The organism is Calothrix sp. PCC 6303 (genome assembly GCF_000317435.1).
Taxonomy (GTDB): Bacteria; Cyanobacteriota; Cyanobacteriia; order Cyanobacteriales; family Nostocaceae; genus PCC-6303.
Genome location: NC_019751.1, coordinates 3,085,098 through 3,101,166 on the forward strand (window position 1 = coordinate 3,085,098; position 16,069 = coordinate 3,101,166).

At 39.0% G+C, this 16,069-nt stretch carries 4 protein-coding genes; all 4 read left to right on the top strand.

Annotated elements, in window-relative coordinates; genetic code table 11:
• Positions 1 to 3 precede the first annotated feature (3 nt).
• The 4 genes from CAL6303_RS12690 to CAL6303_RS12705 are packed head-to-tail and all read left to right on the top strand — an operon-like array spanning position 4 to position 16,061.
• Positions 4 to 5,886: a non-ribosomal peptide synthetase gene (locus CAL6303_RS12690; RefSeq protein ID WP_015198217.1), complete on the top strand. Its 5,883-nt coding sequence runs from the start codon at positions 4 to 6 to the stop codon at positions 5,884 to 5,886.
• Between the two features lie 5 nt (positions 5,887 to 5,891).
• The gene (locus tag CAL6303_RS12695; RefSeq protein ID WP_015198218.1) at positions 5,892 to 11,795 is read left to right on the top strand and encodes a non-ribosomal peptide synthetase; all 5,904 of its coding nucleotides are present in this window, start codon (positions 5,892 to 5,894) and stop codon (positions 11,793 to 11,795) included.
• Positions 11,792 to 12,844 carry a TauD/TfdA family dioxygenase gene (locus CAL6303_RS12700; protein WP_015198219.1) on the top strand — a complete coding sequence of 351 codons (1,053 nt, stop codon included), beginning with the start codon at positions 11,792 to 11,794 and terminating at the stop codon, positions 12,842 to 12,844. The genes CAL6303_RS12695 and CAL6303_RS12700 overlap by 4 nt, the downstream gene beginning before the upstream one ends.
• A gap of 19 nt (positions 12,845 to 12,863) precedes the next feature.
• Positions 12,864 to 16,061: a non-ribosomal peptide synthetase gene (locus tag CAL6303_RS12705; protein ID WP_015198220.1), complete on the top strand. Its 3,198-nt coding sequence runs from the start codon at positions 12,864 to 12,866 to the stop codon at positions 16,059 to 16,061.
• Positions 16,062 to 16,069: the final 8 nt, after the last annotated feature.

Genomic DNA, 16,069 nt, shown 5'->3' on the forward strand with positions numbered 1-16,069 from the left:
ATTATGACATTAGAAGTTTTTCAAGAACCAGATTTTCTCAACAGCACGGAAACAGAAGTTTATATTTTTCCGGCATCTTTTGGACAAAAGCGGTTGTGGTTTTTAGACCAACTCGAACCTGGTAGCCCCTTTTATAATTTACCCTTTGCGATCCGTTTGAGTGGTGACTTAAACCTGGCTGTTTTGGAGCAAAGTTTTCAAATCATTATCGAACGGCACGAAGCATTAAGAAGCATATTGACCACAGTAGAGGGAGAACCTGTACAAGCGATCGCGCCGCATCTCAAATTAACTATATCAGTGGTCAATTTGCAAAATCTACCAGAGGATAAAAGGGAAATTCAGGCGCAAAAATTAGCCACAGAGGAAGCTAGATGTCCTTTTGTCTTGTCGGAGTTCCCTTTATTGCGACTCAAGCTAATTCGTCTGGGGGAACAAGAACATATATTATTACTGACTATCCATCACGCGATTTTTGATGGTTGGTCAATTGGGATATTACTGAAAGAATTAGCAGCAATCTATACCAATCTTTGTGATGGTCAACCTGCTTCGTTACCAGATTTACCGCTGCAATATGCCGACTATAGCGTATGGCAACAAGAGTGGTTGCACAAAGAAGTCTTGAAAAAGCAGTTAGCTTACTGGAAACAACAACTTAACGGCATCTCTACTTTACAGTTACCCACCGACAGACCCCGTTCAGCACTACAAACATTTGAGGGTAAAACCTATACCTGGCAAATTTCTCCAGATTTAACCACAGCATTAGAAAGATTCAGCCAAAAATCAGGCGTAACTTTGTTTATGACCTTGCTGACAGCCTTTAACACCTTACTGTACCGCTATACAGGTCAGGATGATATCGTAGTTGGTTCTGCGATCGCTAATCGAAATTGGGCTGAAAGCGAGGGCATTATTGGGTTATTTGTCAATACTTTGGCGCTACGTACCCAAATCGATGACAATCCCAGTTTTAGTGAATTGCTAACCCAAGTCCGTGACATGACTTTAGCAGCTTATGCCCATCAAGATTTACCTTTTGAAAAATTAGTCGAAGAACTGCAACCAGAACGGGATTTAAGCCGCAATCCATTATTTCAAGTTTGGTTTGCTCTCCACAATCTCCCCATACCAACCTTACAGCTAGGAGATTTAACTTTAACACCAATAGAAGTGGAAACTGGTACAGCCCAGTTTGATTTAAGCTTAGATATATATATTGGTGAACAAGGACTAACGGGAGCCATCGAATATAGTAGTGAGTTGTTTGAAGCAGCTACCATTGCGCGAATGGTGGAACATTTTCAGACTTTGCTGAATGGTATTGTCGTCAATTCCCAAACCAAGCTATCTGAAGTTCCGTTATTAACTGCTACGGAAAAACAGCAATTATTAATTGAATGGAATCAGACTCAAACAGCAATAGTTGAATCCCAAAGCTTGCATGAAGTATTTACGCAACAGGTAGAAAAAACACCCGATGCGATCGCTATTATTGTTGGAGGTGAGTCATTAACTTATCAACAACTCAACCACAAAGCTAACCAACTCGCCAACTATCTGCAAAAATTGGGAGTCAGTTCCGGTACGTTAGTCGGAATTTCCCTAGAAAAATCCCTAGAAATGATTATAGGTATTTTCGGGATTCTCAAAGCTGGGGGGGCTTATATCCCCATCGATCCCACCTATCCGGTGGAGCGTGTAGCTTTGATCCTCAAGGATGCACAACTACCTATTTTATTAACTCAACAGTCCTTAGTTGATCAATTGCCAGCACATGATGCTGAAGTTATTTGCTTAGATACAAACTGGGAAGCGATCGCATCTGGCAGTAGCGACTATATTCATTATTCTTCATCCTTAGCTTACATAATTTATACCTCTGGTTCTACGGGGGAACCCAAAGGAGTTTGTTGTCAGCATTTGGGAGTTCTCAACCTGCTTGCAGATATTGACCGTAGACAACCCCTGAAGGCAGGGGATCTGTGTAGTTTGTGGACAAGCTTCAGTTTTGACGTTTCCGTCTATGAAATCTTCTCAGCCTTATTATTTGGCGCAACACTGTATATAGTACCGGAGGAAATTCGGTCTGATAGTCAAGGGTTTTTTCTGTGGTTACGTACTCATCAAATTACCAGTGCTTATATTCCACCCTTTATGCTGCCTGTTTTGGCTAATTACTTAGAACAATCAGCAACAAATTTACCACTAAGAAGATTACTTGTGGGTGTGGAACCGATTCTGGAACAGACCTTAACAGCAATAAGCGATCGCATTCCTGATTTACACATTATTAACGGTTATGGTCCAACAGAAGCAACTATTTGTACAACGCTATATTCTTTACCATCCCAGCAAAAACAGCAACGTTATACACCGATTGGTAAACCTATAAATAACAGCCAAATCTATCTTTTAGATTCTCATCTCCAACCTGTACCAATTGGTATTCCTGGTGAAATTTATATTGGTGGAATTAATTTAGCCCAAGGCTATTTAAACCGTCCAGAATTGACTAATGAAAAATTTATTCTTAACCCTTTTGAAACATTAAAATCAACTTGCTTATATAAAACCGGAGATATTGCTAGGTATTTAGCAGATGGAAATCTGGAATTTATTGGACGCAGTGATTATCAAGTCAAGATTCGCGGCTTTCGCATTGAATTAGGCGAAATCGAGTCGGTACTACAGCAACATCCATCAGTACAAGATACGGTTGTGATCACACGAGAGGATCTAACTAATGACAAAAAAATAGTTGCTTACGTCGTGCCAAAATCGCCAAATAATCATCATTTTGAAACTGAGTACATCTCCGATTTAGAAATACTTTATGATCAATTTTACAGTTGGCAATTTTCGGAACAAGACCCTTCAATTAACTTAAGAGTTTGGACAAGTCGCTATACAAATCAACCTTTACCAGCAGCAGAAATTATTGAATGTGTAGAAAATACAGTTGAACGTATTCTTGCACTGCAACCACAGCATGTTTTAGAAATTGGTTGTGGTACAGGTTTAATTTTGTCTAGGGTTGCCCCTCACTGTCAACATTACTGTGGTGTAGATATTTCTGCAACTGCTTTAGAGTATTTACAACAATTATTGAGCCAACGTCAACCAGAATTATTATCAAAAGTCTCTTTAATTCAAGGGATAGCTCATAACTTAACAGAGATACAACAAAAAGACTTTGATGTTATTATCCTGAATGAAATTATTCAGAATTTCCCCAGTATCGATTATTTAGTCACTGTCCTAGAACATGCAGTTAGTATCTTAAAACCAGGGGGTCGTATTTTTCTGGGTGGTGTACGTAGCTTGCAACTTTTAGAAGCTTTTCACGCGGGAGTGCAGCTATATCAAGCTCCATCTGATTTGAATTTAATTGATTTTAAAAAACGAATTCAAGAGTCCTTACAAGCAGAGAATGAGTTGGTAATTTCGCCAAAATTTTTCTCGAATTTGCAGCAGGATCTTCCTCAAATTAGTGATGTTCAAATACAATTAAAAGGAGGTTGTCATCATAACGAACTCACACAATTTAAGTACGATGTCATTCTCAATTTAGGACAGCGAAATTATCAACCAGAATCGCAAATTTACTTAGATTGGCAGCAAGAAAAATTTTTGGTTGCAGATATCCAAAATTTACTGCAAAATCAACCCCAGACGCTGAAAATTAGCAACATTTCTAATGCTCGTATATCGAAAGAACTCAAAACTTTAGATTTACTGAAGACAGCAGATGAATCCACAACTATTGAGCAGTTAAAAGCAACATTAGCAAATATCTCAACCACTGGAATTGACCCCCATGAATTTTGGCAAATCGCCGATTTATTTGGATATACAGCCAAAATTAGTTGGTCAGAAAATAGTCAAGAGGGTAACTATGATGTTGTTTTTGAAAAGAATATTTCCACAAATCATCAAGAAGAAAAACATCAGCAAATAGCCTCAGATACTTCCCTTTCCCCTGAATCTTGGAGCATTTTTGCAAATCAACCATTGCAGCAAAAACAAGAATTACAATTGATTTCCCAACTACGGAATTTTGCTCAAACTAAATTTCCTGAGTATATGCTTCCACAATTCTTTGTCATCTTGCCATCTTTACCATTAACTGTAAATGGTAAAATAGATCGTAAAGCACTCCCAAAACCAGAGCGCACAGCTATCAAAGGGGAAAATAAGTTTACCTCTCCCCGTAGTTCTAACGAAGAAATATTAGCGCAAATTTGGACTCAAGTTTTAGGTTTAGAAGCAGTTGGTATTTATGACAATTTTTTTGAATTAGGTGGTGATTCCATTCTGAGTATTCAAGTTGTAGCTCAAGCTAATCAGCAAGGTTTACAACTCACACCTAAACAGATATTTCAGCATCAAACTATTGCCGAATTAGCAACAGTTGTTGGTAGTAATGAAGCTATAGAAGCAGAACAAGGTTTAGTCACAGGTAATGTACCGTTGACACCAATTCAACATTGGTTTTTTGCACAAAACTTTTCTCAACCAGAACACTATAACCAACCAAATTTATTAATAGTTCCAGCAAATATTAATTCTGAATTATTACCACAAGTTATCCACGAGTTACTTATACACCACGATGTTTTGCGATCGCAGTTTACAAATACAGATTCTGGCTGGCAACAGGTAAACACCCAACCTAATACCGAAATTCCGTTCATCCAAATCGATTTATCCACATTCTCAACGAAAGAGCAACAATCAGAAATTACATTAATTGCAGAAAAATTACAATCAAGCCTTAATCTTACTACAGGTTCATTGGTCAAAGTTGCCTTGTTTAATTTAGGCAAAAATCAGTCCAGTCGTCTACTATTTGTGATTCATCATCTATTAGTAGATGGTGTTTCTTGGCGTATTTTATTAGAAGATTTTCAAACAGCTTACAATCAGCTTAGTCACAAACTAACAATTCAATTACCTGCCAAAACTACTTCTTATCAACATTGGGCAAAATCCTTATTAACTTATGCTCAATCATCACAACTTGAGTCAGAATTAGACTATTGGTTAAGACAGTTTCCTGAAAAAAATACTTGTTTACCAGTAGATTTTCCCCAGGGAATTAATAGTGTCAAATCATCTGCTCAAATATGTAATAGTTTAGATGAAGCTGAAACCCAAAATTTACTACATGATCTGCCTTCAGCTTATCGTACTCAGATTAATGAAATATTGCTAACTGCTTTAGCCCAAACATTTACTAACTGGACAGGAAATAATACACTATTAATCGATTTAGAAGGTCACGGACGGGAGCCGATCTTTGCAGATATTGATTTATCTCGTACTGTGGGCTGGTTTACTTCTATCTTTCCCGTATGTCTAAATTTTGGTGAAACTAATGACATTATTCAGGAACTTAAAGTAGTTAAAGAACAATTGCGTCAGATTCCCAACCAAGGAATAGGATATGGGTTACTACGTTATCTGGGACGAGAAGAAATTGCCCAAAAATTGGCGAAATTACCACGACCACAAGTTATTTTTAACTACTTAGGTCAATTTAACCAAATTTCTCAGCAACCAGAATTTTTAACACTAGCACCTGAGTCTATTGGTTCTGAGCAAAGTTCCCAAGCAACTCGTTCTCACCTGTTAGAAATCAATTGTTTTGTGGTGAATAATAAACTACAAATTGAGTGGAATTACAGCCAAGAACTATATCATTCAAATACGATTCAAAATCTGGCTCAAGGATTTGTAGAAGCACTGCGATCGCTGATTAATCACCGTCAATCTGCCGATGTCGGTAGCTATATCCCTTCAGATTTTTCATCTGCAAAAATCGGTCAAAAAGATTTCAATAAATTACTCGCAAAACTTAAGCCTAATAGTGGGAACTAAACTTTATGAATACAACTAATTTAGAAGATATTTATGAACTATCACCCTTACAGCAGGGTCTACTGTTCCATACCATTTATGCTCCCCAATCAGGGGTATATTTTGAGCAATTTACTTGGACTTTACAAGGTGATTTTCGCGTTGAGGCATTTAAACAAGCTTGGCAACAGGTAGTTGATAGACACCCAATTTTACGTACTGGATTTTATTGGCAAGACTTAGAAAAACCTTACCAAGTTGTTTATAAAGAAGTAGAATTGCCTTGGGTTTTAGAAGATTGGCGAGATTTTTCGACTGTAGAACAACAGCAAAAGTTAAAAGCTTTTTTGCAAGCTGATCGTCAACGTGGATTTGAGCTTTCCCAGGCTCCTTTGATTCGCTTAAATCTATTTCGTCTGAATGAAAATACCTACGAATTTGTTTGGAGTAGTCACCATCTATTATTAGATGGTTGGTCTGAATCTTTGGTTTTTAAAGAAGTTTATGCTTTTTATCAAGCCTTTTGTCTAGGTCAAGATTTAGACTTAAAACCATCGCGTCCTTATCGAGATTATATTACTTGGCTACAACAACAAGACTTGTCACAAGCTGAGACTTTTTGGCGCGAAACTCTTAAAGGTTTTAGTAAACCAACAACTGTATTAATTGACCGCGCTCCTGGTATTTTACCTAGTTTAGAGGAAGATTATGATTGGCAGGGAATCAAGCTATCAGCAGACATAACCGCAACTCTACAATCGTTAGGACGAAAATATCAACTGACCCTCAACACCTTTGTGCAAGGGGCTTGGGCATTACTTTTAAGTCGTTATAGTGGGGAATCAGATATTGTTTTTGGTAGTACCTCCTCTGGTCGTCCTCCATCATTGACAGGAGTTGAGACTATGGTAGGGCTATTTGTCAATACCTTACCGCTGCGAATTGAAGTCACACCAGATGCGCCACTGATACCTTGGTTGCAAAAGTTACAATCACACCAAATCGAAGTTATCCAGTACGAATATAGTCCCCTAGTAGAAGTACAGCGATGGAGTGAAATAGACAGAGGACAACCTTTATTTGAGATTGGTTATGTCTTAGAAAACTATCCGATTGATAACGCGATCGCGCAAGGAGTGGATAGCCTAAATATACAAAGTGGGCAGTCTTTTGAAAAAACTAACGAGGCTTTGAGTCTGTTAGTCATACCTGATGAAGATTTGAGGTTAGATCTGTGGTACGATACGCGCCGATTTGAGAAGTCAACTATCACGCGGATGCTAGGACATCTACAAACCTTACTCACGGGTATGGTGGCAAATCCCAGCACCCAATTATCCCAGTTATCTTTACTCACACCATCCGAACAACATCAAATATTATTCGAGTTTAGTCAAAATCCATCTACCATCCCAAATCAGTCATCTATTCACGATTTATTTGCTCAACAGGCACTACGGACACCAGACGCGATCGCTATTGTTTTTGGCGACCAGCAACTTAATTATGCACAATTACAGAAAAAAGTCAATCAGCTTGCCCAAAAATTAGCAACGGTAGGAGTTACATCTGGGGTTTTAGTGGGAATTTGTGTTGAGCGCTCTCTGGATATGGTAATTGCACCCTTAGCAGTTCTCCAAGCGGGGGGAGCTTATCTACCGTTAGACCCAGCTTATCCAACTGAGCGTTTGGTGTTTATGCTAGAAGATGCTCAAGCACAAATATTGTTGATTCAAACGCAAGTTTCAGAGAAGATTTCTGAGATCCAAAATCTGCAAGTGTTGTGTTTGGATGTCGATTGGCAAGCTACTGCCAACAAAATTACCCCTATCCATCCTCAAGACTTGGCTTACGTGATCTACACCTCTGGTTCTACTGGCAAATCCAAGGGTGTAATGGTGCAACATAGTAGCTTAATCAACGCCTTCTATGCTTGGGAAGCTGCTTATCAACTCAGTTCTTCCACCAGCACTCACCTACAAATGGCTAGTTTTGCCTTTGATGTCTGTTCAGGAGATTTAATCCGGGCTTTGTGTTCGGGGGGGAAACTGGTTCTTTGTCCCCGTGAATTCCTCCTAGAACCACAAAAACTCTATGAACTGATGCTGCAAGAAAAAGTAGATTGTGGCGAATTTGTACCAGCAGTTTTGCGAAACTTAGTCCAATATCTAGAACAAACCGGAAAAAGTCTCGACTTTATGCGATTACTAATTTGTGGTTCTGACAGTTGGTACGGCTCAGAATACATGAAATTTCGCAGTTTTTGTGGTGCCAAAACTCGCCTAATTAACTCCTTTGGAGTCACAGAAGCCACAATTGATAGCTGCTACTTTGAAACAACAGAAGATTTGCCCAGCCAACGTCTAGTACCTATTGGTCGTCCCTTTGCCAACACCCAGCTTTATATTTTAGATTCCCATTTACAACCCGTACCCATTGGTGTGCCAGGTGAATTATATATAGGTGGTGCTGGATTAGCAGTAAGTTACCTCAACCGTCCCGAATTAACAGCCGAAAAATTTATTCTCCACCCCTTTACTAATTGTCCAAGCGATACCTACGGTGGAAAACTACGCCTATATAAAACTGGAGACTTAGCTTGTTGGTTAGAGGATGGCAATATTCAATTTCTCGGTCGGCTAGACTACCAAGCCAAAATCAGAGGTTATCGCATTGAGTTAGGAGAAATTGAAGCAACCTTAAATCAACACCCAGGGGTGGCAACCACTGCCGTTTTAGCTCAAGCAGATTCCCAGGGAGAAAAACGCTTAATTGCTTATGTTGTTCAAAATCCCCAATATCAAGGGACTGAAATGCAACTAGAAATTGAGCAAATATCTCAATGGCAGATAGTCTATGAATCTGAAGCCGATAATTACCTACAAATTGCAACCCTTCCAGACCCGAAATTTAATATTATTGGTTGGAACAGCAGCTACACAGATTTGCCCATCCCAGCCCAGCAAATGCGTAATTGGGTAGATCACACAGTGGAGCGTATTCTCTCCCTCAAACCACAGCGAGTATTAGAAGTTGGCTGTGGTACAGGTTTGCTTCTATTTAAAATTGCTCCCCACTGTTCTCACTACCAAGGTACAGACTTTTCTCAAGGTGCTCTCAAGTACATCCAGAATGTACTGCAAATTCCAGAGCATCATCTTCCACAAGTGTCTTTGAGTCAGAGAATGGCTGATGATTTTGCTGGTTTAGAAGCAGCAAGTTATGACACGGTAATTATTAATTCTGTGATTCAGTATTTCCCCAGTATTGATTACCTATTGAGTGTTATCAGGGGTGCTGTGGATTTAGTAAAACCGGGGGGAAGTATCTTCATTGGTGATGTGCGTAGCTTACCCTTGTTAGCAGCATTTCATACCGCAGTTGTACTACATTCTGCACCCGATTCTTTGCCATCTGCGACATTACAACAGCAAGTGCAAAAACGGATTGCTCAAGAAGAAGAATTAGCGATCGCTCCTGACTTTTTCCTGGCTCTACCCAAGTATTTACCCCAAATTGCCCACGTCGAAGTTCAACCAAAGCGGGGACGTGACCATAATGAATTAACTCAGTTTCGTTATGACGTAATTCTTCATCTTCAGCCCCAAGAAATTAATGCACCTGAAATTGATTGGCTAGATTGGCAACAGCAGGAATTTACACTGGAAACTCTCACTCAGTGGCTACAGTCAACCCAGCCGCAAGCGATCGCGTTACGTCGCATACCCAACTCACGCTTGACAACGACGGTTAAGGCTATACAGTTACTGCACCAAGAACCTCAGTTGGCAACAGTAGGAGAAATTCGTTCTCATTTGAAAATGGTTGCTTCAGGGGGAATTGATCCTGAGGAATTATGGACATTGGGGATCAAGCTAAATTACCTTGTTGACATCAGTTGGTCTGCGGCTTATGAAGACGGCAGTTATGATGTGCTATTGCAGCGACGACGAACTGACGAAAAAATTGGATTCGGTTCTTCTGCATTTTTGAATCCTGAACGTCCGTTACATAACTATGCTAATAATCCCCTCCAAGAAAGGGTAGCGCGTGAAGTCATTCCACAAATGCGTCAGTACCTCAAGTCGAAATTACCTGAATATATGGTACCGTCGGCATTTGTACTATTAGATACTTTACCTCTGACAGCAAACGGCAAACTAGACCGAAAAAGCCTACCAAAAGCCGACTTTGGCAAATTTGATTCTATAACAAAAGAGACATCAGTACGTACCCCGATCCAAGAGATTCTGACAGGAATCTGGAGTCAAGTACTGGGTATCGCACACATTAGCCTTGAGGATAACTTTTTTGATTTGGGGGGACATTCACTCCTAGCGACTCAAGCAATATCCCGTATCCGCGAAACATTTAAGATTGAGTTACCCTTACGCTGTTTATTTGAATCACCCACAATTGCCGACTTATCCACCTCGATTGAGGCAGAAATCAAGACACAGCAAGGTTTCCAAACACCACCACTCCAACCAGTCAAACGGGATGGAGAAATGCCCCTTTCCTTTGCTCAACAAAGGTTGTGGCTTTTATCTCAATTAGCTGGAAACGATGCACTTTATAACGATGCAGTCACCCTGAAAATTAGTGGTGAATTGAACATCCCCGCATTAGAACAAAGCATCAACGAAATTGTTCGTCGTCACGAAGTTTTACGCACTACATTCCCTGTATTCCAAGGACAACCTCGAATTGCGATCGCTTCTTCGGTGAATGTCGATCTAGCAGTAATCAACCTACGGGAACCTAATCAACAGCAACGAGAAGCACAAGCGATCGCAATTGCCACCCAAGCAGCTAAACAACCTTTCGATTTAGCTCAAGGATCATTGCTACGAGTCACCTTAATATGCCTAGATACCACAGAATATATACTCCAGCTTAACCAACATCATATTGTCTCTGATGGTTGGTCGATGGGTGTGTGGCTAGAGGAAATGACAGCATTATATGGGGCTTATTGTGCAGGTAAAGCCTCACCATTACCAGATTTACCAATACAATACGTTGATTTTGCTGCATGGCAACATCAATGGTTACAAGGGAAAGAATTACACAGACAATTAGATTATTGGCGTAAGCAACTAGGACAAAATTTACCACTTTTACAGTTGCCCACAGATAAACCTCGTCCTGCTCAACTTAGCCATCAAGGTCAAAAAGAAAACTTTTTACTACCCCTAAATTTAACTCAACAGTTGCAAATACTTAGCCAACAAGAGGGTGTAACTTTGTTTATGACTCTATTAGCAGCTTTTCAAACTTTACTCTACTGCTATTCGGGGCAAGTTGATATCCGAGTTGGTTCTCCCATTGCTAACCGCAATCGTCCTCAGCTAGAAAAACTAATTGGCTGTTTTATCAACACCCTAGTTTTACGCACAGACTTATCTAATAATCCCAGTTTCCGAGAAATCTTAGCGCGGGTACGAGAAGTTACTTTAGGTGCTTACACACACCAAGATTTACCATTTGAAAAAATTATTGAGGAACTTCAACCAGAGCGTTATCAAAATCATCTACCCTTATTTCAAGTCTGGTTTGTTCTGCAAAATTATCCATTAGGAGCCTTAGAATTACCAAATTTAACTTTAGAAGCTTTGGATCTTCATGAAAACACAACTAGATATGATCTGGGAGTATTCCTAGAAGAGACATCAATGGGAATCAGTGGTTGTTTTGAATATAGTACTGATTTGTTTTTTGCCGATACAATTACTTCCATGATTGCTAATTTCAAAACACTAATAAGTCAGGTTATAGCTACACCTGATATTAAAATAGATGCCATATCAGCTAACTTTGCTCAAGTAATAAAAACTCAGAAACACTTAGAAGCGAAGGAATTAGAAGTTGCCAATCTTCAGAAATTGAAAAACATTAAACGTCAGTCCTTTCACCGTTTACAACCATGAATAATCAAGAAACCCAAAAATTGAGTTTCAAAAGTTTAGGAATCAACCGTAAATCTTTGAAATTGTCCTCAGCAGGATTAATTAAGACGAGCTATTTTCCAAATGGACAACATATCCCTTTGATAGTTCAACCTGCTGTAGCCAACGTTAATCTAATTGATTGGGTTAGTCAGAATCAAGAAATAATCCAAGAAATGCTAATTAAACATAAAGCCCTACTCTTCCGTGACTTTAATATTATTTCTGCCCATCAATTAGAGCAATTCATTCAAGTTACATCAAAAACAAAACCAATCAGTTATTATGACCGTTCTTCCCCTCGTCATGAGGTGGCTGAAAAAATATATACTTCAACAGATTATCCAGCAGAACAAAGTATTTTTCTTCATAGTGAAAGTACCTATTGTCAGATTTTTCCCAAAAAAATTTACTTTTGCTGCTTAACAGTTGCCTTAGAGGGAGGAGAAACACCAATTGCAGATTGTCAAAGGATTTTGGAGAGTATTTCCTTACCAACACGCGAACGGTTTATTCACAAAAAAGTTTTATATGTTCGCAATTATAATGACGGATTCGGATTATCTTGGCAAAACGTCTTTCAAACCACAGATAAAGCTGTTGTCGAAGATTATTGCTTAAATAATGAGATTGAATATGAATGGAAACAAGGAGATAGGCTGAGAACCCGTCAAGTTAGACCAGCAATAATTCAACACCCAATTACAGGTGCAACAGTTTGGTTTAATCATGCTGCTTTTTTTCATGTCACCACTTTAGAACCTACCATTCGCAAAGCATTATTATCAGAATTTTTGGAAGCAGATTTACCGCATAATACTTATTACGGTGATGGTTCTTCCATTCAACCAGAAACACTTGCAGAAATCCGGGCTGCTTATAACCAAGAAACAATCATATTTCCTTGGCATTCCGGTGATATTTTACTATTAGATAATATTTTAGTAGCCCACGGACGCAAACCATTTCAGGGTAATCGTCAGGTCATTGTTGGTATGGCTGAACCCTGTAGCTATAGCGAATTAAAATAACTATATTCAGATAAATAACATGCAAGAACTTAATCTCGAAAATTCCCTCACATCCATTGAAGGTTATCAATTATCACCTCAACAAAGATATATATGTAAATTACAGGAAAGCGATCCTCATCAACATTATCATGTTCAATTATCCGTCAAGATAACCGGAGATTTAAATCGGGATCTTTTCAAATCAGCCGCTACTCAAGTTGTTAATCGTCATGAGATACTCCGCACAAGTTTTCAAAATCTACCTGGACTAACAGAACCTTTGCAAGTTATTAATTCTGAAAATCTCTTATTTTACAAGGAATTTAATTTAAGTAACTTAGATTCGCCAGCAAAAAAACTAAAACATGCAGACATTTTTCAAGAGTTAGAAAAAATAACCTTTGATTTAGAATCAGATTCTTATTTATATATATATTTATTAATGCTTTCTCCATCAGAACACATAATGTTGATAAAGTTATCTGCGCTATGTGGGGATGTTGTTTCTGAAAAAAATATCATCAGCGAAATTAATCTTACTTACAGCAACTATTTACACAGCCAAGAAATTACCGAGGAGCCTTTGCAATATGTAGATATTGCAACATGGCAAAATGAATTATTGACTACAGCCGATGCAGAAAAAACTCAAACTTATTGGCAACAAAAAAATCTAGATAAAAATATTCATATTCAACTACCTGGAGAAAAACAAAGTCACGAAATTAAAAGCTATAATCAGCAATCTATCACTTTAACTCTAAATCCCCATCTCCAAGAAAATATCAACATTTTCTTACAAAAAAATTCCACCTCACTTGATAACTTTCTACTTGCTTGTTGGCAAATTCTACTTTGGAAAATAACTGGTCATCGTCAACTAATCGTTAGCACCTGTTTCGATGGTAGAAAGTATCAAGAATTAGAATGTGCAGTCGGACTACTAGCTAAATACTTACCTTGTCAAGTAGCCTTAGAAATAAACCAGACATTTAATGATGTTTTAAAGCAGATTGCAGAGAATAGTCAGCAGGCGTACCAATGGCAAGAATATTACAACTGGGAAAATAATCATCAAGAGTATTTATTAGGTTATGATTTCCAAGATATAAATCTACCAATAAATAACTGGTATATCGAGGGAATCAACACATGCTTAGATAAATTTAAGTTGAGGCTATCTTGTCTGTATAAGCAAGGTAATCTTCAACTAGATTTTTATTATCATGGCGATTTATTTGTGGCTGAAAACATTCAAAATTTAGCAGCCCAGTTTGAACAACTAATTACAAGTGCTGTTACTCATCCCGAAGCCAATATCAGTCATTTACACATTCTCACAGAATGCGATCGCTTGCAATTACTACACGAGTTTAACAACACCCACACAGATTTTCCCCAAGATCAGCTAATCCACCAACTCTTTGCCACACAAGCACAATCGACACCAAACAACATCGCCCTTGTCTACAACAATCAACGACTCACCTACGCCGAACTCAACACCCGTGCCAATCAACTTGCTCATTACCTGCAAAAATTAGGAGTCAAGCCAGAAACCATCGTTGCCATCTGCTTAGAGCGCTCAATGGATGCCATCATAGCGATTCTGGCGATTCTCAAAGCAGGTGCTGCGTATCTACCATTAGACCCCAGTTTCCCCACAGGCAACATACAGGAACGATTGGCAGATGCTCAAGCAGAGATATTGTTAACAAACAACGTTATTATTTGTCAGCAGCACTCTACACTTAGCGCCCCCATTGTGGTTTGTTTAGATACAGTCGGTGACAATATTATTAGCCAAAGTTCAGAAAATCCCCACAGCAACGTCACCACAGAAAATTTAGCTTACGTCATATATACTTCTGGTTCTACTGGTAAAGCCAAAGGTGTAGCCATAGAGCATCGGCAAATTCTCAATTATCTGCACAGTGTTCAACAAAAATTAGAATTGCCAAATTATTCTAGCTTCGCATTAGTCTCCACCTTGGCAGCTGATTTAGGTAACACAGCTATTTTTCCATCTTTGTGCAGTGGTGGTTGCTTGCACCTAATCTCGACAGAACAGGCTACCAATGGACAAGCCTTAGCTAATTATTGCCGTGAGCATCCAATCGACTGCCTCAAAATTGTACCGTCGCATTTGGAAGCATTATTAACTTCTTCATCCGCTCAAGATTTATTACCAAAAACACGATTAATTTTAGGGGGAGAAGCTTGTACTTGGGAGTTAATTAAAAATATTCAAAACTTGGCTCCAAATTGCCAGATTTTTAATCATTATGGACCTACCGAAACAACTGTCGGGGTACTAACTTATCAAGTTAAACAGATTGATTCAAACTCTGCAACTGTACCTTTAGGAAAAGCGTTAGCAAATATCCAGGTTTATGTTTTAGATTCACAGCTACAGCTTGTACCCTGCGGTGTACCGGGGGAGTTATATATTGGTGGCGCTTGTTTAGCTAGAGGTTATCTAAATAGTCCAGAATTGACAGCCGAAAAGTTTATTAATCATCCTTTTAGCCAACAGCCATCAGCAAAATTGTATAAAACTGGAGATATTGTTAAGTACTTGTCCGATGGAAACATTGAGTATTTAGGACGCACCGATCAGCAAGTAAAAATTAGAGGCTTTCGCGTTGAGTTAGGAGAAATTGAAGCAGTGCTAACTCAACATCCAGAGGTGCAAAAAGCTGTAGTTCTACTCCGTGCAGACGGCGTTAGCAATCAATGCTTAGTGGGGTATGTTGTACCCTATTCCCACACACAGCTAAAATCTAGCGACTTACGTGATTTTGTTGCACAGATGCTACCTGAGTACATGGTGCCATCAGCGGTTGTAATTTTGAAAGTATTACCATTGACTGCTAATGGTAAAGTTGACCGTCAAGCATTACCTGCACCAGAACAACTTAGACCAGAGTTAGAAGCAACATTTGTACCACCTGAAACTGTAGTGGAAAAAGCCTTAGCAGAAATTTGGGCTGAAGTATTGGGATTAGAGCAAGTTGGGATACATGATAATTTTTTCGACTTGGGGGGACATTCTCTGCTGTTAACGCAAGTCACTTCACGGTTGTATAGCGCGTTGGGAGTGGAATTATCTTTACGTCAGTTGTTTGCTACACCGACTATTGCCGAATTAGCGACCTTGGTTGCTCAAGAAAAAATCGATCAAACGGATGAAAAACTATTAGAGCAAATGTTGGCAGAACTAGAGGATGCATAAGAAGCAGA

Bases quoted from the DNA above. Each gene is read 5' to 3' on its own strand.
- CAL6303_RS12690 (WP_015198217.1), top strand. From the start codon at position 4: ATGACATTAGAAGTTTTTCAAGAACCAGATTTTCTCAACAGCACGGAA.
- CAL6303_RS12695 (WP_015198218.1), top strand. From the start codon at position 5,892: ATGAATACAACTAATTTAGAAGATATTTATGAACTATCACCCTTACAG.
- CAL6303_RS12700 (WP_015198219.1), top strand. From the start codon at position 11,792: ATGAATAATCAAGAAACCCAAAAATTGAGTTTCAAAAGTTTAGGAATC.
- CAL6303_RS12705 (WP_015198220.1), top strand. From the start codon at position 12,864: ATGCAAGAACTTAATCTCGAAAATTCCCTCACATCCATTGAAGGTTAT.